The following is a 25,015-nucleotide window of genomic DNA, read 5'->3' on the forward strand; positions in this document are numbered from 1 at the left end:
AATATTTAAAGAAAGAAATTTACAATAAATAAATTTCTAATTTTTTTCAATTCTAATTCTAGCATCTACTGCAAATATTTCTTCAGAGGTTCCTAAAAGAGGGTTTAAATCCAATTCAGCAATTTCAGGAGCAACGTCAACCAAATTTGAAATTTTTTCAATTATTTCTGCAAATTGATGTTCATTTATTCCTTTTTGGTTTCTAATGCCTTGTATTATTTTATAGGATTTTAAATTACGAATCATTTCTAAGGCTTCATTTTTTGAAACTGGAGTTAGAGCAGCTTGAGTATCTTTTAATACTTCAATATAAATACCTCCTAAACCACATAAAACTAAATGTCCAAATTTATCTTCTTTTTTTGCGCCAATAAATAATTCAATTCCTTTCTTCATTGGTTGAATTAATACTGAAGTTGCACCTTTAATTTTCATGATAACATCGAATGATGCTGCTAATTTTTCTTCAGAAGTAATATTTAAAATAATACCACCCACATCACTTTTATGAACAGGACCAACTACTTTTAAAACAACTGGAAATCCCATTTTTTTGGCAGCTTTTAAACAGGTTTCTTTAGTAGTACAAACCGCTTCATCTACCATAGGAATTTCAGCATACAATAACAATTGTTTTACCTGTTGAGGTTGTAAATAGCCATTTTTAGAATTCTCAATAATGGTTCTAATTTTTTCTGAATTAATAGGTGTTGTTTTTTCTTTAATAGTTATTGGTTTTACTGTATGTACAACTTTCCCCAAGGCATTTCCAAACAACACTTCATCAGGAAAATTGATATTTCCTTTTGAAATAAAATAATCAATTTCATTTTTAACATTTACTACAGATGGTAAAATTGGAAAAATTGGTTTTTTACATGTTTGTATTTTTTTATGAAGTACCTCATAAACATCATACACTTCAAATAAACCAGGGCTTCCAAAGATAACTACCATTGCATCAATTTCATCAAATTTATGCTCGCAATAATCTATAATTGTTTCTAATTGTTCAGCATTTCCTGTTGCTAAAAAATCAATGGGATTAGAAACTGATGAACCTAGATATAATTTCTCAAGTAATGCTTTACTTTTTTTGCTTTTAATTTCTGGAACATTTAATCCATTTTTTGAAAGCGCGTCGGTTAACATTACTGCAGGACCGCCAGCGTGTGTAATAATAGCAATATTTTTTCCGTTTAATTCAGCATGCATAAAAATAGAAGCAACAGTAATTAGCTCATTTCTGCCATAACAACGAACGATACCGGCTTTTTTAAATAATGCATCTACTGCTATATCAGAATTTGCTAAAGCACCCGTATGTGAACTTGCAGCTCTACTTCCTGCGGTAGAGCTTCCTGCTTTTATTGCTGCAATTTTACATCCTTTTTGTATTAGTGAAGTTGCGTGTTTTAATAGTTTTTTAGGATTGTTTATACTTTCAATATATAGCAATTTAACTTTAGAGCTTGTGGTTTTATCAAATGTCTCATCCAAATGTTCCAATACTTCTTCAACGCCAATTTGAGCTGAATTTCCAACAGAATATACGCTTGAAAATGTTAATCCGGTTGCCATTGCAGCTTCAATAATAAACACAGCTGTTGCTCCAGATCCTGAAATAAAATCAACACCTTTAGAGTCTAATTTTGGAATTGGAGTGGTAAACACTCCAGTATAATTTTGATTAATTAAGCCAATATTATTAGGTCCTAATAAAGTGCCACCTACAGCATTAATTTCATCAACTATAGCTTGTTCTAATTTTTTTCCTTCGTTATCTTTTTCGCTAAAACCAGCTGAAAAAATAATAAAACCTTTGGTGTTTTTTTCTTTGACTAAAATTTTAATTGTTTCTAATGTAAATTTAGCTGCAATAGCAATTATAGCGACATCAACAGAAGGAATATTTTTAATATTCTGAAAACACTTTATATCTTGAACTTCAGTTTCTTTAGGGTTTACGGCATAGATTTCACCTTTAAAATTGTGATCTAATAGATTTTTTAAAACCCGCCCTCCTGGAGTTTGAACGTTATTTGAAGCCCCAACAACTACAATACTTTTAGGGTTGATTAATTTTTGATGTAACATTTAATTATAATTTTAAGAAACAATTTCAGCGGCAACTTCTTTTCCTTTTTCAAAAGCTTCTAAATTTTTATTAACAATGCGCTCTCCTTTTCTTTCAAAAAGCGTTTGTATTGCTTTTTTTAAACTTTCATCAGTTAATGGTAATAGAGCAGAAGCAGCACCTAATAAAACAATATTTGTTGCTCTAGAATTTCCTAAATCTTTTGCTATTTTTTTAGCATCTAATAAAATGCTATTGGGTTGCGATTTAATTTCGGTATATAATGCATCCATTTCAGGGTAATTGGTAATGTTTACAAACGGATTTGAATCTGTAACTAAATGCCCACCTTCTTTTAAGTAAGGTAAATAACGCAATAGTTCCATTGGTTCTACCGAAATAATCATGTCTGCTTTTCCTTGTGGAATTAAATCTGAAAATATTTCTTTGTCTGAAATACGAACATGGCTTTGAACTGCTCCACCACGTTGGCTCATTCCATGTACTTCAGATTGTTTAATGTTTAAATTGCAGTCTAACGCCGCAGTATCTAGAACAGCAGCTATTGTTAAAATACCTTGTCCGCCAACACCTGCTAATATAATATTTGTTTTCATTTGTTTAAATTTAGTTTAGTGTTACCTTTTTAAGTTCTTTTAATTTGTCTTTTTTTTCTTTTGGTAACTGAACGCAAGGTCTTTGTGATATAATTACAGAAACTCCTTTATAATTTATTTCGTCTCTAATTAAATTAATATTTTCATCTAAATTTTTGTGAAGGGGAGTAATTATTTTTAAATGTTCTTCATCAACACCTAAACCTTTACAAATACTAATCAATCTTCCTGAAGCAGAAGAGTCTTGAGCACCTGTCATAGCTATAGCAGAATTGTCTGAAATTATTACCGTAATTTGGGTGTTTTCAATAACCGCGTCAAGTAAGCCAGTCATTCCAGAATGTGTAAAAGTTGAATCTCCAATAATAGCAATAGAAGGGTGTACACCTGCGTCAGCAGCACCTTTGGCCATTGTTATTGAAGCGCCCATATCAATCAAAGTGTTAATGCTTTCATAAGGTTTTAGAACACCTAAGGCATAGCAACCAATATCTCCAAAAACTTGTTGGCTGCCCATTTCTTTTCCTAAAGCGTTCACCGCATCAAATAAATCTCTATGACCACAACCAACGCATAATTCAGGAGGTCTTCCTGCAACTACTTTTGGAACAGTTTCATTTATAACTACATCAAAACCTAATGCATTGGCTATGTTATCTGGGTTTAACTCTCCAACTCGAGGAATATCACCACTTAATCTTCCAATTACTTTTCTGTTTTCACCTAAAAAGTCAGAAATGGCTTCTTCAATAAAAGGATAACCATCTTCTAAAACTAGTATTTTTTTACAAGTGTTAAAAAGTTGTTTTACAGGTTTTTTTGGAATTGGGTATTGAGAAACTTTTAAAATAGGGTATGGACAATCTTCGCCTTCAAAATTTTCCATTAAGTAGTTATAAGCAATTCCTGAAGCAATAATTCCAATGGAGGTATTAGGACCTTTTTTGAATTCATTAAAATAGCTATTTTCTGAAGTTTCTAAGATATCGGACTGAATATCAACTAGATGTTTGTATCTACCTCTAGCATGCATTGGAATTAGTTGAAATTGTGTAGGGTTACTAGGTAGTTTTAAATTTTTTTGAGGGGTTCTATTTCCAGTTTCAATACCTGCACGAGAGTGTGATAAACGTGTTACTAACCTAATTAAAACAGGAAGGCCTAAACTTTCCGATAATTCGAAAGCATATTTAGTTATTTCGTAACATTCTTGTTGTGTAGAAGGCTCAAGTATTGGAATCATAGCAAATTTGCCATAATAACGAGAATCCTGTTCGTTTTGTGAAGAATGCATAGATGGATCATCGGCAACGACTACCACAAGTCCACCATTAATTCCTGAAACCGACATATTCATAAAAACATCAGCTGCCACGTTTAAACCTACATGTTTCATAACTGTCATTGCTCTTTTTCCTGCATATGACATTCCTAAAGCAGCTTCCATAGCTGTTTTTTCATTCACAGACCATTTTGAATGGATTTTTAATTCTTTTGCTGTTTTTGAACGTTGTATATATTCTGTAATTTCTGTTGAAGGAGTTCCTGGATAAGCATACACACCTGAGATTCCTGCATCAATAGCTCCTTGTGCCAATGCTTCATTACCTAATAGAAGTTTTTTCATAAAATATTGATTGATAAATTATTTTATTTATAATGCAATAAAATTACGAAAAGGTTTTCGAGTGAATTATGATTTTAGTCATATTGTAACTTGTAACGCATTGAAAAATAATATGTTATAAATTCAATAAACTGGAAGGTAATTTGAGTAGTTTTTAATAATTATTATGAAAATCTTAAAATATGGTACTAAATTCTTTTAAAGTTTAAAGAAATAATAATTTAGATAGTGTTATTTATTCTTTTTCCCAGCTATTTTTAGAGCGTATGTTTTTATACAATTTAATACCTAACATTAATAAAATTGAAAAACCAATTATTCCAACTGTACCAAAAACCCATCCTAAAGAATTTTTTAAAACCACTAAAAAAACACAAGCAAATAAAATAATTGTAGCTACTTCGTTCCAAATTCTAAGAAATGTGGAAGAGTATTTTAAATTGTTGTTTTTAATTTGATTGTACATAACTTGGCAGCTGCCATGATATATAAATAGCAACGCAACAAATGCAAGTTTAATTTGCATCCAACTTTGTTGTAGCCAAGATGGTTGTAGTACAAGTAGTGTAATTGCAAATATGGTTGCTAAAACTGCAGAGGGCCAAGTTATGATATACCATAGTCTTTTAATCATTAGCTGATATTGTTTTACCAAGATTGTTTTTTCTATTTCGGTTTTTTCTTCAGCCTCCTTATAATATATAAATAGTCTTATGATGTAGAATAAACCAGCAAACCAAGTAGTGATAAAAATAATATGAAGCGATTTTACATATAAATATTCCATAAAATTTATTTGGCCCAATTGTTAATCCAGTTTGCAACTGTTGTTGCCCAAGCTTTGTCATCATTTAAACAAGGAATTGTTGAAAATTGTTCGCCTCCCTGTTCTTCAAATGAATGTTTAGCTTCCATACCAATTTCTTCTAAAGTTTCTAAACAATCTGAAACAAATGCAGGAGTTACTATAGCTAAATTTTTAATTCCTTTTTTTGCAAAGTTTTCTATCGTTTGATCGGTGTAAGGTTGTAACCAAGGGTCTCTTCCTAAACGCGATTGGAATGAAGTGCTGTAGGTTCCTTCTTTTAAATTTAATTTTTCAGCAACTTGTTTAGTAGTCTCGTAGCATTGATGTCTATAACAAAATTCATGAGCTGGTGAAGGGGTGTTACAACAGCTACCATCAATTTTACAATGCGATTTTGTAATGTCAGATTTGAGAATATGTCTTTCAGGAACTCCGTGGTATGAAAAAAGTAAGTGCTCAGGTTTAGTTTCTTCCAAATGTTTTTGAATACTGTTGCTTAAAACTGAGATATAGTCTTCTTTATTATAAAAAGCAGGAAAATCTGTGATTTTGATATTAGGATATTCTTTTTTTACAATTTTATTTGCCAATACAACAATAGTTTCAGTGGTTGCCATGGCAAATTGAGGGTATAACGGAATTAGGAAAATTTCTGTAACACCTTTATTGACCAATTTTTGAATACCACTTTTGATAGAAGGATTGCCATAGCGCATAGCTAATTCAACAGGAATTTGTGTTTGTTCTTTTACTTTTTTATGTAAGCGTTCTGATAAAACTATTAATGGAGAACCTTCATTCCACCATATTTTTTTATAAGCTTCTGCAGATTTTTTTGGACGTGTATTTAAGATGATTCCTTTTACTACAAAAGCTCTAATTAAATATGGAGTATCAATCACTCTTTTGTCCATTAAAAATTCATCTAAATATTTTTTTACATCTTTAACTGAAGTGCTGTCTGGGGATCCTAAATTAACTAATAGTGCTCCTTTCATATGTTTTTTAATTATGACTTTGAATATTGTTTTGGAGTAATTTTATATTTTCTTTTAAACGCAGCAATAAAATGACTAGATGTACTATAACCTAAATTTATTGCAATTTCATTTACATTTAATTTTTGTTCTTGAAGTAATTTTTTTGCCAATTCCATTTTGTAATTTAATAAAAAAGTAAATACTGGAACACCATAAAACTCTTTGAAATCTGTTTTTAGTTTTTTAATGTTAAGGCCAACTTGTTTTGCTAACTCTTCAAGTGATGGAGGATTGATCATTTCTTCAATTATTATTTCTTTAGCTTTTTTTATTTTACTAATAGTTTCTTCATTAGCAATGTATGGACAATTTTCGTTTTCAGTATTATTTTCATTTGATGGGTTAAAGTAGTAGCTTAAAAGTTCATAAACTTTACCTTTGATAAAAACAGGTCTTAAAGCTTTAGTTATTTGTTTAGAAATAAGTTGATTGAGAACAAATTGAATTGTTGGGGTTGTTTGTTTAGGTTCAATAATTGGTTTACCAACTTTAAAACTATTAAAGTTGAATAAAAAATTACCTTCAATTGAAAATAAAGAGTGGAAATATTCAATAGAAATTAAAATGGTAATTAATTCTGATTTTGGAGGAAGAGTAAACAAAATATTCATTTGTTCATCTTTAAAATATACCATGTTAGAAAAACCTTCATCTAAATTTGTTGTACAATGTTCAAAATTAAAAGCAACTTTACAAGTGTTGCTATTGCAAAAATAAATTTGAATATAGTTGTTGGTTAATTGGTGTTTGAAGAATTCCGTTTCAGAACTTAAGTTGTTGAAATGAAATACTTTAAAAGTCTCTTTTTCATTAAAAAGTAAATGAGTACTTTTGTCGATATTTTTGTAATGATCTAAGTTGGATTTCATTTGATATTTTTACAAATTTTAATTAAAATCACTACAAAAGTACAATAAAAATTTGGATGTTTAAGATATATTTTTTTAAATAAATATGACAAATATCATATTTTACAACCCTTTAATTTACTGACATATGTCAGTATTTTTGAATTATTTACATTATTTAGAAATGTTCTAAATTAACAAATGTAACTTATGGCGATAGTAAAAGTACTTATGGCGATATTTTGTGCTAAATTATATTTGTACTTTTGTCGATACTTATTGGTAATATTAATGATATGAGTCAAGAGAATTTACCTACAAAGCTTTATAATGTAGGTTTGAGTTATAAAAAGGCAGATGTGAAGGTACGTGGTGCTTTTAGCATATCCAAAGAAAATCAAAAGTTATTATTAAAAGAAGCAAAACAAAATGGAATAGATGGTATTTTTGTTTTGTCTACTTGTAATAGAACTGAAATAACAGGATTTGCAAAACACCCATTTGAATTAATCAGTCTTTTAATCAAATATTCAAAAGGAAGTGTTGAAGATTTTATAAATGTATCAAATGTATATAAGGATAAAGATGCTGTAAAACACTTGTTTAATATTGGTACAGGCTTGGATAGTCAAATTTTAGGTGATTACGAAATTGTAAGTCAATTAAAAGAATCTTTTAAACAAGCTAAACAGGTTGGAACTACAAATGCTTATTTAGAAAGATTGATGAATTTGGTTTTACAAGCTAGTAAAAATGTTAAAAATAACACCAAATTAAGTTCAGGGACCACCTCAGTTGCATATGCAGCAATTCAATATATAATTGAAAATATTGAAGATAATAATGATAAAAAAATTCTAATCTACGGTTTGGGTGAAATTGGAAAAAACACTTGTAAAAACGTGTTACAATACACTTCAAATAAGCAAATCACACTTATTAATAGAACCATAGAAAAAGCTCAAGAGTTTAAAAAAGCACATCCTGAAATTACCATAGGAGATTATAATAACCTGACTAATGAAATTTATCATACAGATATCTTAATTGTTGCTACTGGAGCAAGTGTTCCAACAATTAATAAAGAGCATTTAAAAGAAGGGAAGCAATTATTGATTTTAGATTTATCTATGCCAGAAAATGTGGATGTTGCTGTTAAAAATGTGGAAGGAATAACACTTGTTAATGTGGATGAACTTTCAAAAATTACAGATAAAACAATAGAAATAAGAAGAAGTGAAATTCCTGCAGCCGAAAGAATAATCAATAAATATAAAGCTGAATTTAATGATTGGATTTCACATAGAAAATATGTGCCAGCTGTAAATGCACTAAAAGAATCATTAATGGCTATTCAACATGATGAAATTGATTTTCATTCCAGAAAAATAAAAGATTTTAATATTGAACATGCAGAGTATGTAACCAACCGTATGATTCAAAAAATAACCACACAGTTTGTGAAACACTTAAAAGACGAGGAAACTTCAGTAGATCAAAGTATTAGTGTAATTAGCAAAATGTTTAATATAAAAGAGTTAAGTTTAGATGAGAACAATTAAAATTGGGACAAGATCCAGTAAATTAGCTCTTTGGCAAGCAAATACAGTAGCAAAACAATTAGAACATTTCGGATATAAAACAGAAATTGTAAAAATAGATTCTGTTGGCGATATAGTTTTAGATAGACCATTATACGAACTTGGTATAACAGGTGTTTTTACAAAAAACTTAGACATTGCTTTATTAAATGGTAAAATAGATATTGCCGTACATTCTTTTAAAGATGTGCCTACAAATTTACCTCAAGGAATTGTACAAGCAGCAGTTATTAAACGTGGCGATTTTAACGATATTTTGGTAATAAAAGAAGATGAAAATTTCTTTACTAATGAAACTGCTACTATAGCAACAGGAAGTTTACGTAGAAAAGCTCAATGGCTGTACCGATATCCACATCATAAAATTACGGGTTTAAGAGGGAATGTAATTACTCGCTTACAAAAATTAGAAGATAATGATTGGGATGGAGCAATTTTTGCAGCCGCAGGTTTAAAGAGAGTAGATTTACTTCCAAAAAAAGAAAAATATCTAAAACTAGATTGGATGGTGCCTGCACCAGCACAGGGAGCAGTTATGGTAGCAGCACTAGAAAAAGATCAAGAATTACTTGAAATTTGTAAAGAAATAAATCACGAAGAAACCGCTACTTGTGTTAAAATTGAAAGAGAGTTTTTACAGGTGTTAGAAGGTGGTTGTACAGCACCAATAGGAGCCTTGGCAACATTAAAAGATGAAATTATTAAATTTAAAGGCGTTTTATTTAGCCCTGATGGAAAACATAAAATAGAATTTTTTAAAGAAGTTGAAGCCAATAATGTTAGTGATTTAGGAGCTTTTGGAGCCAACTATATTTTAGAAAGAGGTGGAAAAAAATTGATGAGAGAAATGATTAATATTGAAAAAGATATTAATATTTACGCTACAAAAAACCTTTCATTAGAACAAGTAAACGCATTGTCATCTCATATAGGCTCTTCTATGAGCGATTTTATAACTATTAGGAGCAATAGACTAAAACCTAAAATAGTTAAAAGCTCTATTGAGAATGTCGTTTTTACAAGCCAAAATGGAGTAGAAGCGGTGTTGGAAAATTTTTCACCAACGGATTTAGATTTTAAAAATATTTATTGTGTTGGTCGAAGAACAAAACGATTGATTGAAAAAAGAATTGGAAAAGTTACTCAAGTTGAAAATTCAGCTGAAAGCTTAGCCAATTATTTAGTTCAACAGCTACCAAATAAAAGTGTTACGTTCTTTTGTGGAAATAAAAGAAGAGATGAATTGCCTTCAATTTTAAAGAAAAATAATATTGAAGTTAATGAAGTTGAATGTTATCAAACTCAATTAACACCTAGAAAAATAGAAGATAAATACAATGCAATACTTTTCTTCAGTCCAACAGGTATCGAAAGTTTTATAAAAGAAAATAAAATAAAAGATATCGCAGTTTTTTGTATAGGAGAAACTACGGCAAATGAGGCTAAAAAGTACTTTAAAAATGTAATTGTCTCAAAATTATCAACTGTTGAAAGTATGATAAGTTCTGTTAATGAGTATTTTAAAGAAAAAGAAAATTAATAAATAACCATCATAATTTATAATAATTGATTTTAAAAAGTTTAAATCAACCAATAAATCAAGTGTAATGAATAGAACAAGACGTCTTAGAAAAACCGAAAATATTCGCCGTTTAGTTAGAGAAAATAAACTAACAATTGACGATTTAATTTATCCTTTATTTATTGAAGAAGGTGAAAATATTGAAACTGAAATTGTTTCCATGCCAGGAATAAAACGTTTTTCATTAGATACCATTTCAAAAGAATTGGATGAAGTAGTAGCTTTAGATATTCCAGCGGTTTTACTTTTTGGAATTCCTTCAAAAAAAGATGCTACAGGTTCAGAAACTTGGAATGATGATGGAATTATGCAGCAAGCAGTTCGTTTTATCAAAAAAAGCTACCCAAGTTTATATGTAATAACAGATGTTTGTTTTTGCGAATATACAAGTCACGGACATTGCGGAATTATCCATGACAATGATGTAGATAATGATGCAACGTTACCAAACATTGCTAAACAAGTTATTTCACATGCCAAAGCAGGAGTAGATATGGTTGCGCCTTCAGGAATGATGGATGGAATGATTGCAACTATTCGTGAAGCGTTAGATAATACAGGGTTCACTAACATCCCAATAATGTCGTATGCAGTAAAATATTCATCAGCTTTTTATGGTCCATTTAGAGATGCTGCAGATTCTGCACCAACTTTTGGAGATAGAAGAACCTATCAAATGGATCCTTCTAACAGAGATGAAGGATTAAGAGAAGCAACTTTTGATGATCAAGAAGGAGCCGATATTTTAATGGTTAAGCCAGCTCTTTCTTATTTAGATATCATTCGCGATTTAAAAAATAATTTTGACCGTCCGATAGCTTGTTACAATGTAAGTGGAGAATATGCAATGATAAAAGCGGCTGCAGCAAATGGATGGATAGATGGAGAACGTGTAATGATGGAATCCTTATTATCTATGAAAAGGGCAGGAGCCGATATAATTATTACTTACTTTGCAAAAGAGGTTGCAAAAGTATTATCAAAAAAATAAAAAAATGAAATTAGAAAGATCAATAGAACTATATACCAAAGGGAAAAGAAACTTAGTAGGATCTGTAAACTCACCAGTTAGAGCATTTAAATCGGTAGGTGGAGTTCCTATTTTTATAGAGAAAGCTAAAGGGAGCAAAATATATGATGTTGATGGAAATGAATATATAGACTTTGTATTGTCTTACGGACCAATGATTTTAGGACATAGAAATAGCAAAGTAGAAAGAGCTGTAGAAAAAGCATTAAAAAAAGGATATACTTTTGGAGCATCTACAGAGGCTGAGATAAAAATGGCTAAGTTGGTTTGCGAAGCTTTTCCGGGAATGGATAAGGTTCGTTTTGTAAGTTCAGGTACCGAAGCAGTTTTTAGTGCAATTCGTTTGGCACGTGCTTTTACTGGTAAAAATAAGATTATAAAATTTTCGGGTTGCTATCATGGACATTCGGATGCATTGCTAGTGGCAGCTGGATCAGGGTTGGCTACTTTAAGTATTCCAGGTAGCGCAGGTGTTCCTGATGAAGCAGTTAAAAATACCCTAATTGCCGAATATAATAACATAGATAGTGTTGAAAATCACTTAGCTAATAATAATGATATTGCAGCAGTTATAATTGAACCTATAGCTGGAAATATGGGCGTTGTTCAACCAACTTCAGAATTTATACAAGAATTAAGAGATTTAACCAAAGCTAGTGGTGTTTTATTAATAGTAGATGAAGTAATGACAGGGTTTCGCTCTAAATTTGGTGGCGCTCAAGAATTATTAGGAATTGAAGCAGATATTACTTGTTTAGGTAAAGTTGTTGGAGGAGGTTTTCCTGTAGGAGCTTATGGAGCTAGAAATGAAATTATGGAAATGGTTGCGCCATTAGGAAATATGTATCAAGCAGGAACATTATCTGGAAACCCAATAGCTATGGCTTGTGGAATTGCTACGTTAAAAGAATTGAAAAAGCAAAATCCATACGATAAATTTGAAAAAACAGCCGCTTTTATAGAAAGAGAGTTATTAGCAGCTGCAAAAGAATATGGAATAGATTTACAAGTTAACAGATTTGGTTCTATGATTAATCCATTTTTTACCAAAGAAAAAGTGGTTGATTTTAAATCTGCGCAAACTTCCAATACCGAACAGTTTAAAACCTTTTTCTGGAAAATGATGGAACATGGAGTGTTTTTACCTCCTTCTCAATTTGAAGCTTGGTTTTTAGGAACTGCAATGACTAAGAGAGATATCTATAAAGTTAGATCAGCCATAAAAATAGCAATGAAAGCTGTAGCTGAGAAAAAGAAATAAAAAAATGTTTTAGTTGTATGTTTTAGTTGTTTTTTTGAAAACAAATTGAACCAACAACAAATCAATAAATAACTGAAAAGTACAATGATTAAGAACGATTTATATTTAAGAGCATTAAAAGGAGAAAGTGTTGAACGCCCTCCAGTATGGATGATGCGTCAAGCAGGAAGATATTTACCTGAATTTATTGCAATTCGTGAGAAATATGATTTTTTTACAAGATGTAGAACACCTGAACTAGCTTCTGAAATTACAGTTCAACCAATTAGAAGGTACGGAATGGATGCTGCTATTTTGTTTTCAGACATTTTAGTAGTGCCACAAGCAATGAATATTGAAGTTGAAATGAAAGCTGGTGTTGGTCCTTGGTTGCCCAATCCAATACGAACACAGAAAGATGTTGATGCTGTGTTGGTTCCTGATGTAAATGAAGAATTAGGTTATGTCATGGAATCTATTAAAGTTACCAAACAAATGTTGAACAATGAAATTCCATTAATTGGTTTTGCAGGTTCGCCATGGACAATTTTATGTTATTGTATTCAAGGGCAAGGTTCTAAAAACTTCGATAAAGCAAAAGAATTTTGTTTTACGCAACCTGTTGCAGCCCATACCTTATTGCAAAAAATTACGGATACTACCATTGCTTACCTAAAAGAAAAAGTAAAGGCAGGGGTAAATGCAGTTCAAATTTTTGATTCTTGGGGAGGTATGTTATCTCCAGTAGACTATCAAGAGTTTTCATGGAAATACATCAATCAAATTATTGAAGCATTAAAAGAAGAAGCTCCAGTAATTGCTTTTGGAAAAGGATGTTGGTTTGCATTAGAGGAAATGGCTAAATCAAATGCTTCTGCTTTGGGAGTTGATTGGACCATAACACCTCAAATGGCTCGTAAGTTTACCAATAACAATATAACTTTACAAGGTAATTTTGATCCATCACGTTTGTTATCACCTCCAGCTGTAATTAAAAAAATGGTTACTCAAATGATTAACGACTTTGGAAAAGATAAATATATTGTAAATTTAGGACACGGAATTTTACCAAATATTCCATTAGACAATGCAAAAGCGTTTATTGATGCTGTAAAAGAATATAAAAGCTAGGTTCTAAAATTGAGGTTTTAGATTTTTAAAATCAACACTTTAGATCTCGTTATTTACTACTAATTATGAAAAACTTAATTCAAAAATATAATATTCCTGGGCCAAGATATACCAGTTATCCAACGGTGCCATTTTGGGATAAAGAAGGAATTGCTTTAGAAGATTGGAAAACAACGGTTAAAAAATCTTTTATAGAAAGTAATGATATTGAGGGGATAAGCCTTTATATTCATTTACCTTTTTGCGAAAGTTTGTGCACATTTTGTGCCTGCCATAAAAAAATTACCAAGCGTCATGAAGTTGAACAACCCTATATAGATACTGTTTTAAAAGAATGGGATTTGTATTGTGATATGTTTGAAGCTAGGCCAAAAATTAGAGAAATTCATTTAGGTGGTGGTACACCCACATTTTTTTCTTCAGAAAATTTAAAAAAACTAATCAATGGTATTTTTAAACGAGCAGACAAATTTGAGGTTTTTGATTTTAGTTATGAAGGTCATCCAAACCATACTTCAGAAGAACAATTACAAACGTTATACAATTTAGGCTCTAGAAGAAACAGTTTTGGAATACAGGACTATGATCCAAAAGTACAAAAAGCTATTCATAGAATTCAAAGCTTTGAGCAGGTTAAAAAAGTTCACGACTTGTCTAGAAAAATTGGTTATGAATCTATTAGCCACGATTTAATTTTTGGATTGCCTTTTCAAACAGAAGAAAGTATTCGTACTACTATTAAAAATACCATAGCTTTAAAACCAGACAGAATAGCTTATTACAGTTATGCACATGTACCTTGGATAAAAGGTGTAGGGCAACGTGGTTTTGACGAAAACGATTTGCCTAAAGATGATGAAAAACGCTATTTATATGAATTAGGAAAACAGCTGTTTTTTGATAATGGTTATGTTGAAATTGGGATGGATCATTTTGCTTTGCCAAGTGACTCGCTTCATAAAGCTATGGAGCAAAAGAAACTGCACAGAAACTTTATGGGATATACGGCAGGAAAAACAGAATTAATGATTGGTTTAGGAATGTCATCTATTAGTGATTCTTGGTATGCATTTGCTCAAAATGAAAAAGATGTTGATACTTATACCCAAAAAGTGAATAAAGGAGTTATACCAATATTTAAAGGACATTTATTAACAGATAAAGATTTGATTATAAGAAAACATATTTTAAATTTAATGTGTAATCTTGAGACGGAGTGGAATGTTGGTTTAGATGCAGAAACAAAAGCTGGAATTGTTGAACGCTTACAAGAAATTATTGATGATGGGTTAATTGAAATATCAGAAAATAAAATTTTAGTTAAAGAAGAAGGAAGAATGTTTGTGCGAAATATTTGTATGGCTTTTGATTTGCGCTTGATTGAAAATGCTCCTGAAACAAGAGTTTTTTCTATGACTATTTAATAAAGAATATAGCATAAAAAGCCCGAACAGTTTGTTCGGGCTTTTTTATATCTAATATTTTATTGGGGGGTTATTCACCCATTGTTCTCATATAATGAACAACTAACCACATATCTTCTTCACTCATTTTCTTTTCATAATTTGGCATATCTAAGCGTCCAATATAACTTTTGTAAAATAAAGCACCATCAGATTGTGCTTGGAATTCTTTAGAAGTGAAGTCTCCTAAATCACCATCTACTTCATCTGCTTTTGGACCATCTCCTTCGCCATTTTTTCCGTGGCAAGATTTACAGTGTTTAGAATATAAATTTTTACCCAAAGAAATATTTTCATTTGAGGCTTCTTCTGGATTGGTCATTTTTTCATATTTAGCTGGAACTTTCCATTCTTCTTGAGTTAATTTAGAGAATGAAACTAGTGCAAAGCTTATGACCCCTAAGGTGAATAAAATTTTAAGTGTTTTCATTTTTAAGATTTATTTATTAATAATTAGTAATCAAAAACAGTACCATAATGTATATTTACGACTATATTTCTTGTTTTTTGTTTTCTGTTATTTTTTTTCCTTCTTTTTTAATTTTGAATAAATAAGATATAGTATATGCATAATTTGCCCAAACTCCTAATAATAGAATTGTTAAAACAATGTACATCCACATTGGAGCCGCTTCAGACCAAAGTTTATTCCCTTCTTCTTTTACTTGTTTATTAAAGGTACCCCAATTTACAGTTTTCTTTTGAAATACGTTTCCAAAATCATCATTATCTTCAATTATTGAAAAAATTGTTATTTCGCCGTTTTCATTTCCTGGAATATCATTTGGGAATTCAAATTCATATTCTCCATCTTCAATATATTCTTCTTTAAGTTTCATTTTTGAAAGCATACCTTGTATAGAAATAATAACATCAGCTTCTTCCACAGGAGTTTTAACGCCAACACTATCAATTGTAAATGCTTTAACCAAAACAGTTTTTACACTATCAATTTCTTCAAGGTTTAATTCTAAAATTAAATCTTTTATAGAGATTTCATCTTCTTCTGCATCTATAGCATCAGAGCCTTCAAATTTGGCTATTAAATTTATGAGTCCATCATCATCAATTAAATATTTTTGCGAATTAGGAACTGTAATTTTAGCAATACCTTCATAAGAGGTCTTTGCAGTTCCTAATAAAACTTCTTCTTCATTCAAAATATTATAAAAACTAATTTCTGCATCAGCTACTGGAATTTTATCTTTTCTATCTTTTTTATTCTGACCAATAAATTCGACTTCAAGTAAACGTGAATTATCGGCTTGTTTAACTGTTTTAAAGTTAAATCTCATTTTATAATTACTTGCATCAAGCTCTTGGGCAAATCCATTAAAACTGAACGTTATTACAATAATAAGAGAAGTAATTAAATAATGTTTAAATATATTGTATTTCATAATTTCTAATTTATTATGTTATTCAGTAATCGTTTTTTTAAACCTTCTTTTCTTCTTATTCTGGTCAGTTTCGTTATCTATAATTCCAGACATTGGAATAACTGGCACAAATTTTATTAAAAGCGTAAATAATAAACAAAAAGCTGCAACACCTGTAAAGGTTAAGGCCCATTCTACCCAAGTTGCGGTGTAATGCACATATTCTGGGCGTGTATCTTGAATTGGTAAATACGGTGTTTCTAAGGTTGGAATTATAATTAAATACCTGTTTAACCATAGGCAAAATATTGCAATAACAGCAGTTAATGTTATTAGTTTTATTGTTCTTAATTTTTTAAAACTTATAATAATTAATGGTAGTAAAACAGCTCCGTAGTTAGCAATTATAAACATCCAAAAATAATTACTAAATAAGGTGTTTAATAAATTAGTATCTGAAGCTTTATGACTGAACCATTTTGGAAAATATTCACTAAATGTAAAGTACCCAAACAGTAACGATAGTATTAGTAAAATTACTCCAGCAAAAATAAAATGTACTTTTCTAATGTGTTTTTCTAGTTTTAAGTGTTTTCTAATTAAATACATTACTAAAATAATTACAGCAACACCAGTATATAAACCAGAGACAATAAAATATGGTGCAAAAATGGTACTATTCCAACCCGGCTGTAGTGTTAAACTAAATACCCAAGCTAAAATTGTATATGCAACTATTGCAAGTGCAATTACAATTACAGACATTGTTTTGGTTATTTTATGCAATTTTTCTTTTTGTTCATCTGTATTTTGATAACCAATTGCTAAATATCTATACATTTTCTTTTTCCATTTAGGCACTTTTAAATTGTCACTATCTCTTAAAATTGCCAAATCAGGAATAAATGTTAGGTATAAATATAAAATACAACCTATTAAATCTGTTATAACTGCAATAACATCCCAAGTAATTGGTGATTGAATTCGTGGATACATAAATAAATAATGTAATCTATCTAGTCTATAAATACATAATAAAATAAATACAGGGCCTATAACTATAGATAAAACAGTTGTTATTTCTACAATTCTGGATACGGAATTTTTCCAAGGAGTTTTTATAAAATGAAGTACACTAGATATAAAAGCGCCTGCATATCCCATTCCAAGAAAAAATATAAAGTTTACTGTATAAATACCCCAAACTACATTATCTCTCATTCCAGTTACACTTTGCCCTTCATATATTTGAAGAAATAGGGCGTAAGCACCAACTAAAATTATTGCTACAAGCGACCAAATCCAAATTTTTGAAAGGGTACTTGTTTTCTCTAACATAGGTGAAAATTCTTTAACTAATTCACTTTTTCTACGAGTTAAATTCATCATAATTAGCTTTAAAGTTTACCTTGTTTTTTTAATTCTTGTACGTAAGGAACATCTTTATAACGTTCTATAATTTCCTCATCAATATCAAATCCACGTTCTAATGGGAATTGCTTGTTGACAGGTGGTAAATAATAAACGTTTGGTTTTGTTCCTAAATGTTCTAAATGACGATATCCAGCTCTATCTTTTATTAATTGCGAAAAACGAACAGTTTCTTCTCCGTTTGTTACAATATCTTCATTTTTATCACCAAAATAAATTACTCCCATTGGGCAAGATTGTGCACAATGTGGTAATTTTCCTTGACGTAACATATCTGGACAGAAGTCGCACTTTATTACAGTTCCTTCCGCACCTGGAACAGATGTTTCTGGAGAATATGGTTGACTTTTATCATCGTATTTAGCTTTGTGCTCCCAATTAAACTGTCTTGCAGAATAAGGGCAACTTGTAATACAAAATTTACAACCAATACATCTGTCGGTATCTACTAAAACAATATTATCATCACGTTTAAAAGTGGCACCTGTTGGGCAAACTGTTACGCAAGGAGGTTCATCACAATGCATACAGTTTTTTGGAAACCAGTATGGTTCAGCTTCAGGATTATCTTGAATTAGCTGTACTTTCATAAATTCTTCACCATGGTCTAGTTTATGTCCTTTTTGGCAGCCTTCAACACATTTTCTTGCATTTTTACATTTAGCTAAATCTATTACCATAACAAATTTTCTGTTAGGGATTCCTTTTCTAGCTTCTGCTGGAGTGATATGTGCTTCAGGATAGTTGTTAATATTAGTAGCATCAACCTCAACAACTTTGCCATCTGGTGTTAATAATCTAACTTTTTCTCCGGAAGCTTTTAATTCTTCTTCTGATGCCAAATTTGAAATTAATGAAGCACCTGCAACAGCAGTTACACTAGACATTAGTCCTAATTTTAGGAAGTTACGTCTGTTGGTGCTACTTTTTTCATTTTTATTTTTTTCCATGATTATCCTTGTTAAATAAATTTAAGGCTTAATTAAGTAAAACAGACTAACAAATTTTAAAAAATCAATTGGGGTGATTTATTTGTTGTTAGTCTGTTTTTAATATCTAATTATTGCTAAAAATTGTAGATTCTTGTAATATTAAAACCAATTAAGAAATCGCCATTAAAGAAATCATTTTGGTTATACATATAGTTCTTTTGCGCAACAATTCCATTATTATTAGTTAAGAAAATTTGAAACTCATGAGCTGAGGTTGCAAATTCTGCTCCTATACTAAATAGCGGTTTAGGCTGCATGGCATCAAATTGTGTAATTGGTTGACTATAGTCAATTAAAATTGATGTTTGAGGGCTTATTTTAACTCTACCACCAATTGCTACAGAAACCAAATCATTTTCCATATCTGGATGCACTAAATTGTAATGAGATACACTTGGTGCAATTTGAAATGATACATTTGGACTAAATCTTTTAGCGATAATCAATTGGTTAAAATAAGAATATCTATCTTGTTTTAAATTGAACTTATCTTTTTTACGTGCATCAATAGTAAAGTTACCGTAGTAAGAAACACTAATAGGCATACTATTAGAACGTGTTTGTCTTAATAAAGCTACTTTCCAATTAAAATCTTGTAAACGATTGAATTTTGTGGTTCCATATCCAATAGTAAGCCTTTCATGAATTCCATAAGATAAACCAATTCTTATGTTTGAATCGCCCCAAAAACCAGCCAAATCATTACCAGCTTCACTATTAATTAATCCAAATCTGTGTTGCATTTGAACTTCTAAAGCGTCTTTGCTTAATAAAACGTTGGTTGGATTATCTATAATATTTGAACTATCAAAGGCGTCTCTTTCAAGTTTCTCTTTCACTTTTTTTTCTTTTGTAGCACCTTCTTCTTGAGCTAAAGAAACAAAAGGTACTATTAAAAGAAGTAAAAGTAGTTTTATGTAATTTTTCATATTTAATATCTTAAAAATTAGTTATCTAGCGCACCTTGGTTTATCCAAGCTTTAATTAATTCAAGTTCATCAGGAGATAAGCCACCGTGTCCATTTTTAATAAATGTGTAAAACGAACTATTTTCTGCGCTATTTTCTGTAACAAATTCAGGAATTAATGCGTCATAAGATTTACCTTCTCTTAAATCTGGATCTCTATTGTCGCTATGACATCCAATGCAATTTGCAGTAAATAAAGGTTGAATATCGCTACTTAATTTTATTTCAACATAATTTGGATCATCTGGATCTGTTGGGATTTCAGGTGGATTTAATATATGTTCAGGAATTTCATCATAATAACATGAAAAACACAATAAACTTAAGCTGCTTATTAGAACTATTTGCAATAGTTTTTTCATTTGTTTTGTATTTAATAGTTAATTATTAACTTATACTTAAATTTATCAGATAAGAAATTTTAAGTTAATAGTAATGCATTCTTTTGCAGCAAGAATATAATTAGTTTAAACTCAGGAGCTATTTTACTAACTCCTGAATTTATATAAATATCTAATTATCTTCTAAGGCTTTAAGTGCATTTGTAATTAAAGCTTTTGTGTATGTAGGGTTGTGTACACCGTGGCTACCATCTTTATATACAGTAACATAGTTCCATAATGCTTGTACTTGTTTAAAAGGAACCTTTTCTGTTTGTTTAGGAGTGTTTCCAGCTTCATCTAAAAGACCAAGTGCAATTAATTTAGCTTTTAATACTGCCATATCATCTGCTAATCCTGCAACTTCTGTTGGAGGTGTTGCTCCGTGACAATCTGTACAACTATCTAAACTAACTTTAAAAGTATGCAATCCTTTTTCTGCGTCAGTTGACGTACCCATATGGCAAGAAGTACAAGAAGCGCCAGTTCTGTGAGCTGAAGTTCCAATTGCAGGAAGTTCAACTGCACCATCTACTTCAATATAAGAACCTTGAATACCTTCTAAGACTGTTGATTGTCCACCGTAATGAGGGTAAAATCTTGAGTTTGCTTGTAAATACATTCCAGTTCCATCATCAACCGGAGCTTTAGATCTTGGTTGGTGACAAACTAAACAAGAGTTACTAGCGTTTCCATAATCAATTGTATAACTGTCATCTGTGTCTAAAGTTACTGCTTCCATAGTTCTTAACGCATAATCGTGACCGTCATTTTCAAAATCGAATGTGCTATGTTTACTGTGGCAAGTTGTACAAGAAACACCTGAAGGCATTTCGCTTTTTACTGCTGGTTTTCCTTCTATGTAATTAATATACCCTTCGGATGTGTGGCATTTAGTACAAGAAGCAGAGACTCCATTTGTGTAGTTAGCTAAATCTTGACCAGTATACATAATTGTTTGGTCTGAATGGCTAGATTTTGCGAACGAATTTATGATTGGAGTTCTATGGCTTTCAGAGTGACAAGCAATGCAACTTGCAGTACCGTCAACACCGTCAACTCCATCAACACCGTCAATACCATCTGTACCATCAATCCCAGCTTGTCCTTGAGGTCCCGCAATAGGTTCGCTAGTACATTGAATAAACATTAAACTTGACACCAAAATCATCAAGAATCCTATTAATTTTAAATTTTTCATAATATTAGATATTTGTTTGTTTTAAATCTTTTATAAAAATAAGAACAAGAAGAGAGTAATATTATGATTTAAGTCATAGTTCTTGAATTTTTAAAAACCTGAAAATTAGCTATATAACCTCTATTTAGAATGAGTAAAAGTAATTTAATTAAATTTTTCTGCAATAATTGTTACTTATGCTTGTAAATATTGTTACAGATTATAATTTTTAGCTATTTAAGTGATATTTTAATTAAGTATTTTATAATTTTTTTGAATTTAATTGAGCTAATAAATAATTTAGGAGGTTTTATAAATAGGTTTGTTATTAAATTCGTATAATAGATGCGTAGAATAAAATCCTACATATTTAATATAAGGTTATATTTTTTGTAAATTTGCAAAACTTAAAAAAATCATAATGGCTAAATTTGAAGTTAAACTTCCTAAAATGGGTGAAAGTGTTGCTGAAGCAACCATAACATCTTGGTTAAAAAATGTTGGAGATAGTGTTGAACTTGATGAAGCAATAGTTGAAATTGCGACAGATAAAGTGGACTCAGAAGTTCCGAGTGAAGTAGAAGGTACTATTACAGAAATCTTATTCGATGTTGATGCTGTTGTAAAAGTAGGTGAAACCATTGCAATTATTGAAACTTTGAGTGATGATTCTAATGAAGAAAGTAGTAAAACTGTAGAAGTGGCCGAATCTGTTATTGAAGAAATTGAAGAAGAAGTAGATAAAATAATTGAAACTACTACAATTAGTAAAGTATCAAATTCAGGAAAATTTTATTCACCATTAGTTAGAAATATTGCCGAAACTGAAGGTGTTACTATGGATGAGTTAGAGGCAATAGTTGGTACAGGAAAAGATAATAGAGTTACAAAAAATGATATTTTAGCTTATTTAGAAAGTGACAGAAATGTTGCAAGTAAGCCAAAACCTGAAGCTAAAAAAGAACTTGTTGAAAATCAAACTCCAAAAATAGAAAAGAAAGAAGTTGTTAAAACTCCTGTTTCTGTTAATGGAAATGATGAAATAATTGAAATGAGTCGTATGGGTAAATTAATTGCCCATCATATGGTAGAGTCGGTACAAACTTCAGCCCACGTTCAATCTTTTATTGAAGTAGATGTTACTAATATTGTAAATTGGAGAAATAAAATTAAAGAGCAGTTTTTTGCTCGAGAAGGAGAAAAAATAACATTTACTCCAATTTTTATGCAAGCTGTAGCAAAAGCTATTAAAGATTTTCCTATGATTAATATTTCTGTAGATGGAGATAAAATTATTAAAAGAAAAGCAATTAATTTAGGGATGGCAGCATCCTTAAACGATGGTAATTTAATTGTTCCAGTTATTAAAAATGCAGATCAACTAAATTTAGTAGGAATGACTAAAGCGGTTAATGATTTAGCAAACAGAGCAAGAAAAGGCCAGCTGAAACCTGATGAAATTCAAGGTGGCACATATACAGTAACTAATGTAGGAAGTTTTGGAAGTGTTTTTGGAACACCAATAATAAACCAACCACAGGTAGCAATATTGGCTTTAGGAGCTGTTCGAAAAGTTCCTGCTGTAATAGAAACTCCAGAAGGAGACTTTATTGGGATTCGTCATAAAATGTTTATTTCACATTCGTATGATCATAGAGTGGTAAATGGTGCGCTAGGAGGAATGTTTATTAAAGCGGTAAAAGAAAGTTTAGAAGCTTGGAATGTAAATGCCGAGTTTTAATTGATAACTAATTTGTATTAAAAAGAGGCTTTTTTTAAAGCCTCTTTTTTTTATAAAAAAAAATAGTTTATACTATAGTAAACTCTAAATTTGTGTTTAATTAAATTTTAAATAGGGATGAAACTTCAGAATGCTGATAAGTATGTTTATTTAATTAAAAGTACTTTAATTGATAAAGGAGTAACGGAGTTTTGGGCAGGGCTCATAAACTTGGTGGTGGTTTTGTTTTTAATTTTAGTTGTTACCTATATTATTGATCGAATTTTAAGGAGAATTATAATTAAAGCATTTGATGTTTTTTCAGTTAAAACTAAAACTACTTTTGATGATTTTTTGGTGCAAAGTAAATTTTCTAGGTATTTTGCGCATATCATCCCTTTATTGTTATTAAAAATAATAGTTCCAACCGTTTTACAAGACTTTCCTTTTTTATTAAAAATGTTTCAAAATATTATAAACATTTATGGAGTTATTTTATTTGTAAAAATTATACGAAGTTTTCTAAGATCTACTCAAAGATATTTAAGAACTAAAGAGCGTTTTAAAGACAAACCTTTAGAAAGCTATGTGCAAGTAGTAATGATTTTTTTATGGGGGCTCGCCATATTTTTTATTGTTTATCAATTAACTGGGAGAGATATTTTAAGTTTTGCAACATTAGGAGCAGCTTCTGCAGTAATATTATTAATTTTCAAAGATACTATTTTAGGTTTTGTGGCTTCAATTCAAGTTTCAGTAAATGATATTGTGAGAATTGGAGATTGGATTACTTACGAGAAATTTGGAGCAGATGGTACTGTTACCGATATTAATTTAGCCACTGTTAGAGTGCAAAACTGGGACAATACTTTTACCACAATACCAACGTATAGCTTAATTTCAGATTCTTTTCAAAATTGGAGAGGAATGGAAGAATCTGGAGGAAGAAGAATTAAAAGAGCGGTTTTAATACAACAAAATTCTATAAAGTTTTTAACAACTGAAAAAATTGAAGAATTTAAAAAAATACAACTAATTAGAAATTATTTAGACGCTAAATATCAAGAAATTACAAATTATAATGAAAAGAAAGGTATAGATAAGTCTGTTTTAATTAATGGAAGAAATTTAACTAATTTTGGAGTTTTTAGGAAGTATGTAGATGCTTATCTAGAGCAAAATTCTTCCGTTAGTAAAGAACTATTTACCATGGTAAGGCAATTGGCTCCAACTCCAAAAGGGATTCCTCTAGAAATATATTGTTTTAGCAGCGATAAAAAATGGGTGAATTACGAGGCAGTTATGTCCGATATTTTTGACCATATTATAGCTGCCGTTCCCTATTTTGATCTTGAAATTTTTGAAGAGCCTACAGGTAAAGACTTAAATTATTTTGTTACTAAAAACTAGTCAATAATTTATAGTTTTAAGAACTATATGATATTAAACTTGTTTCAGTTTTTTACATAATTTAACCACTATTAAAAAAACTGAAACAAGTAAAAATTTATAATTTTACTTCAAAAAATTAACAATAATCTTACAAGTTAATTGTGTCCATATTGCGGGTTCACTCGATCATACTTACAGCAATTATGCAAGTTGTTATAAGCTTTGTCAGTAGCTTTTATTTTATCTGTGTCATGACCAACTGCGGCAATGTTTTTATGAATTGTGAGTTCATCAACTTTCCGTTCATCCATAATTAAAGACAATTGATGAGTTTTGATATTCCAATTGCAAAATTTTACACCCTTGGTTTTTAAAACAGCTTTTTCAATACGTTCTTTACACATTTCACAAATACCATTTACTTCAAAGGTAATTTTGGCATTTTTCTTTTGTGCGTGTGTTGTAATTCCTATAAAAAGTAAAGCAATAATTAATAGTGTTTTTTTCAT

At 30.3% G+C, this 25,015-nt stretch carries 22 protein-coding genes; 8 read left to right on the forward strand and 14 right to left on the reverse strand.

Translation table 11 applies throughout. From position 1 onward, the window contains the following. Positions 1–36 precede the first annotated feature (36 nt). The 6 genes from Q0714_RS07180 to Q0714_RS07205 form a co-directional block, all read right to left on the reverse strand. Positions 37–2,097, reverse strand: a complete 2,061-nt coding sequence (locus Q0714_RS07180; protein ID WP_298263839.1) for an acetate--CoA ligase family protein — start codon at positions 2,095–2,097, stop codon at positions 37–39. A gap of 12 nt (positions 2,098–2,109) precedes the next feature. Then, on the reverse strand, positions 2,110–2,694 hold the full coding sequence (locus Q0714_RS07185; protein WP_298263841.1) for an indolepyruvate oxidoreductase subunit beta: 585 nt from the start codon (positions 2,692–2,694) through the stop codon (positions 2,110–2,112). A 10-nt stretch (positions 2,695–2,704) separates the two neighbouring features. Continuing rightward, positions 2,705–4,321: a thiamine pyrophosphate-dependent enzyme gene (locus Q0714_RS07190; protein WP_298263843.1), complete on the reverse strand. Its 1,617-nt coding sequence runs from the start codon at positions 4,319–4,321 to the stop codon at positions 2,705–2,707. A 235-nt stretch (positions 4,322–4,556) separates the two neighbouring features. Then, positions 4,557–5,108, reverse strand: a complete 552-nt coding sequence (locus tag Q0714_RS07195) for a CopD family protein (RefSeq protein WP_298263845.1) — start codon at positions 5,106–5,108, stop codon at positions 4,557–4,559. A gap of 5 nt (positions 5,109–5,113) precedes the next feature. Beyond that, positions 5,114–6,127, reverse strand: coding sequence for a ferrochelatase (gene hemH / locus Q0714_RS07200; RefSeq protein ID WP_298263847.1), 1,014 nt, complete (start codon positions 6,125–6,127; stop codon positions 5,114–5,116). Between the two features lie 11 nt (positions 6,128–6,138). Beyond that, complete coding sequence (locus Q0714_RS07205) at positions 6,139–7,038, reverse strand: AraC family transcriptional regulator (protein WP_298263849.1); 900 nt, start codon at positions 7,036–7,038, stop codon at positions 6,139–6,141. A 275-nt stretch (positions 7,039–7,313) separates the two neighbouring features. Between Q0714_RS07205 and hemA the strand changes: the two genes are divergently transcribed. The 6 genes from hemA (at position 7,314) to hemN (ending at position 15,025) form a co-directional block, all read left to right on the forward strand. Further along, positions 7,314–8,579, forward strand: coding sequence for a glutamyl-tRNA reductase (hemA, locus tag Q0714_RS07210; RefSeq protein ID WP_298264215.1), 1,266 nt, complete (start codon positions 7,314–7,316; stop codon positions 8,577–8,579). Next, entirely contained in the window at positions 8,566–10,158 is a 1,593-nt protein-coding gene (gene hemC, locus Q0714_RS07215) for a hydroxymethylbilane synthase (protein WP_298263850.1), read from the forward strand. The genes hemA and hemC overlap by 14 nt, the downstream gene beginning before the upstream one ends. Before the next feature lie 67 nt (positions 10,159–10,225). Beyond that, a complete protein-coding gene (gene hemB, locus Q0714_RS07220) occupies positions 10,226–11,191 on the forward strand; it encodes a porphobilinogen synthase (protein WP_298263851.1) in 966 nt (321 codons plus the stop codon). A gap of 4 nt (positions 11,192–11,195) precedes the next feature. Next, positions 11,196–12,491, forward strand: coding sequence for a glutamate-1-semialdehyde 2,1-aminomutase (hemL, locus tag Q0714_RS07225; protein WP_298263852.1), 1,296 nt, complete (start codon positions 11,196–11,198; stop codon positions 12,489–12,491). Between the two features lie 84 nt (positions 12,492–12,575). Next, positions 12,576–13,601 (forward strand): uroporphyrinogen decarboxylase, encoded by a 1,026-nt coding sequence (gene hemE, locus Q0714_RS07230; protein ID WP_298263854.1) that lies wholly within the window; start codon positions 12,576–12,578, stop codon positions 13,599–13,601. A gap of 65 nt (positions 13,602–13,666) precedes the next feature. Beyond that, positions 13,667–15,025 (forward strand): oxygen-independent coproporphyrinogen III oxidase, encoded by a 1,359-nt coding sequence (gene hemN, locus Q0714_RS07235; RefSeq protein ID WP_298263855.1) that lies wholly within the window; start codon positions 13,667–13,669, stop codon positions 15,023–15,025. Between the two features lie 70 nt (positions 15,026–15,095). Here hemN and Q0714_RS07240 read toward each other — a convergent pair whose 3' ends face one another. From Q0714_RS07240 to Q0714_RS07270, 7 genes are all read right to left on the reverse strand, one after another. Further along, the gene (locus tag Q0714_RS07240; RefSeq protein ID WP_298263856.1) at positions 15,096–15,494 is read right to left on the reverse strand and encodes a cytochrome c; all 399 of its coding nucleotides are present in this window, start codon (positions 15,492–15,494) and stop codon (positions 15,096–15,098) included. 61 nt (positions 15,495–15,555) lie between these two features. Then, entirely contained in the window at positions 15,556–16,464 is a 909-nt protein-coding gene (locus Q0714_RS07245) for a hypothetical protein (RefSeq protein WP_298263858.1), read from the reverse strand. Between the two features lie 18 nt (positions 16,465–16,482). Continuing rightward, positions 16,483–17,832: an NrfD/PsrC family molybdoenzyme membrane anchor subunit gene (gene nrfD / locus Q0714_RS07250; RefSeq protein ID WP_298263859.1), complete on the reverse strand. Its 1,350-nt coding sequence runs from the start codon at positions 17,830–17,832 to the stop codon at positions 16,483–16,485. A gap of 8 nt (positions 17,833–17,840) precedes the next feature. Further along, entirely contained in the window at positions 17,841–18,824 is a 984-nt protein-coding gene (locus Q0714_RS07255) for a 4Fe-4S dicluster domain-containing protein (RefSeq protein WP_298263862.1), read from the reverse strand. A 116-nt stretch (positions 18,825–18,940) separates the two neighbouring features. Then, entirely contained in the window at positions 18,941–19,795 is an 855-nt protein-coding gene (locus Q0714_RS07260) for a DUF5777 family beta-barrel protein (protein WP_298263863.1), read from the reverse strand. A gap of 17 nt (positions 19,796–19,812) precedes the next feature. Next, the gene (locus tag Q0714_RS07265; protein ID WP_298263864.1) at positions 19,813–20,196 is read right to left on the reverse strand and encodes a hypothetical protein; all 384 of its coding nucleotides are present in this window, start codon (positions 20,194–20,196) and stop codon (positions 19,813–19,815) included. Between the two features lie 151 nt (positions 20,197–20,347). Beyond that, a complete protein-coding gene (locus Q0714_RS07270; RefSeq protein WP_298263865.1) occupies positions 20,348–21,415 on the reverse strand; it encodes a multiheme c-type cytochrome in 1,068 nt (355 codons plus the stop codon). Positions 21,416–21,815: 400 nt separating this feature from the next. On the opposite strand from Q0714_RS07270, the gene Q0714_RS07275 reads away from it, so the two are divergent. Continuing rightward, a complete protein-coding gene (locus Q0714_RS07275; RefSeq protein ID WP_298263867.1) occupies positions 21,816–23,135 on the forward strand; it encodes a dihydrolipoamide acetyltransferase family protein in 1,320 nt (439 codons plus the stop codon). Positions 23,136–23,252: 117 nt separating this feature from the next. Beyond that, the gene (locus tag Q0714_RS07280) at positions 23,253–24,524 is read left to right on the forward strand and encodes a mechanosensitive ion channel family protein (protein WP_298263868.1); all 1,272 of its coding nucleotides are present in this window, start codon (positions 23,253–23,255) and stop codon (positions 24,522–24,524) included. A 137-nt stretch (positions 24,525–24,661) separates the two neighbouring features. Here the strand turns inward: Q0714_RS07280 and Q0714_RS07285 are convergent, their stop codons facing one another. Beyond that, on the reverse strand, positions 24,662–25,015 hold the full coding sequence (locus tag Q0714_RS07285; RefSeq protein ID WP_298263870.1) for a heavy-metal-associated domain-containing protein: 354 nt from the start codon (positions 25,013–25,015) through the stop codon (positions 24,662–24,664).

It is taken from the genome of uncultured Lutibacter sp. (assembly GCF_947493565.1).
GTDB classification, from domain to species: domain Bacteria; phylum Bacteroidota; class Bacteroidia; order Flavobacteriales; family Flavobacteriaceae; genus Lutibacter; species Lutibacter aestuarii.

Coding starts and splice junctions, on each gene's coding strand:
- Q0714_RS07180 (WP_298263839.1), bottom strand. CDS start 2,097: ATGTTACATCAAAAATTAATCAACCCTAAAAGTATTGTAGTTGTTGGG.
- Q0714_RS07185 (WP_298263841.1), bottom strand. CDS start 2,694: ATGAAAACAAATATTATATTAGCAGGTGTTGGCGGACAAGGTATTTTA.
- Q0714_RS07190 (WP_298263843.1), bottom strand. CDS start 4,321: ATGAAAAAACTTCTATTAGGTAATGAAGCATTGGCACAAGGAGCTATT.
- Q0714_RS07195 (WP_298263845.1), bottom strand. CDS start 5,108: ATGGAATATTTATATGTAAAATCGCTTCATATTATTTTTATCACTACT.
- hemH (WP_298263847.1), bottom strand. CDS start 6,127: ATGAAAGGAGCACTATTAGTTAATTTAGGATCCCCAGACAGCACTTCA.
- Q0714_RS07205 (WP_298263849.1), bottom strand. CDS start 7,038: ATGAAATCCAACTTAGATCATTACAAAAATATCGACAAAAGTACTCAT.
- hemA (WP_298264215.1), top strand. CDS start 7,314: ATGAGTCAAGAGAATTTACCTACAAAGCTTTATAATGTAGGTTTGAGT.
- hemC (WP_298263850.1), top strand. CDS start 8,566: ATGAGAACAATTAAAATTGGGACAAGATCCAGTAAATTAGCTCTTTGG.
- hemB (WP_298263851.1), top strand. CDS start 10,226: ATGAATAGAACAAGACGTCTTAGAAAAACCGAAAATATTCGCCGTTTA.
- hemL (WP_298263852.1), top strand. CDS start 11,196: ATGAAATTAGAAAGATCAATAGAACTATATACCAAAGGGAAAAGAAAC.
- hemE (WP_298263854.1), top strand. CDS start 12,576: ATGATTAAGAACGATTTATATTTAAGAGCATTAAAAGGAGAAAGTGTT.
- hemN (WP_298263855.1), top strand. CDS start 13,667: ATGAAAAACTTAATTCAAAAATATAATATTCCTGGGCCAAGATATACC.
- Q0714_RS07240 (WP_298263856.1), bottom strand. CDS start 15,494: ATGAAAACACTTAAAATTTTATTCACCTTAGGGGTCATAAGCTTTGCA.
- Q0714_RS07245 (WP_298263858.1), bottom strand. CDS start 16,464: ATGAAATACAATATATTTAAACATTATTTAATTACTTCTCTTATTATT.
- nrfD (WP_298263859.1), bottom strand. CDS start 17,832: ATGATGAATTTAACTCGTAGAAAAAGTGAATTAGTTAAAGAATTTTCA.
- Q0714_RS07255 (WP_298263862.1), bottom strand. CDS start 18,824: ATGGAAAAAAATAAAAATGAAAAAAGTAGCACCAACAGACGTAACTTC.
- Q0714_RS07260 (WP_298263863.1), bottom strand. CDS start 19,795: ATGAAAAATTACATAAAACTACTTTTACTTCTTTTAATAGTACCTTTT.
- Q0714_RS07265 (WP_298263864.1), bottom strand. CDS start 20,196: ATGAAAAAACTATTGCAAATAGTTCTAATAAGCAGCTTAAGTTTATTG.
- Q0714_RS07270 (WP_298263865.1), bottom strand. CDS start 21,415: ATGAAAAATTTAAAATTAATAGGATTCTTGATGATTTTGGTGTCAAGT.
- Q0714_RS07275 (WP_298263867.1), top strand. CDS start 21,816: ATGGCTAAATTTGAAGTTAAACTTCCTAAAATGGGTGAAAGTGTTGCT.
- Q0714_RS07280 (WP_298263868.1), top strand. CDS start 23,253: ATGAAACTTCAGAATGCTGATAAGTATGTTTATTTAATTAAAAGTACT.
- Q0714_RS07285 (WP_298263870.1), bottom strand. CDS start 25,015: ATGAAAAAAACACTATTAATTATTGCTTTACTTTTTATAGGAATTACA.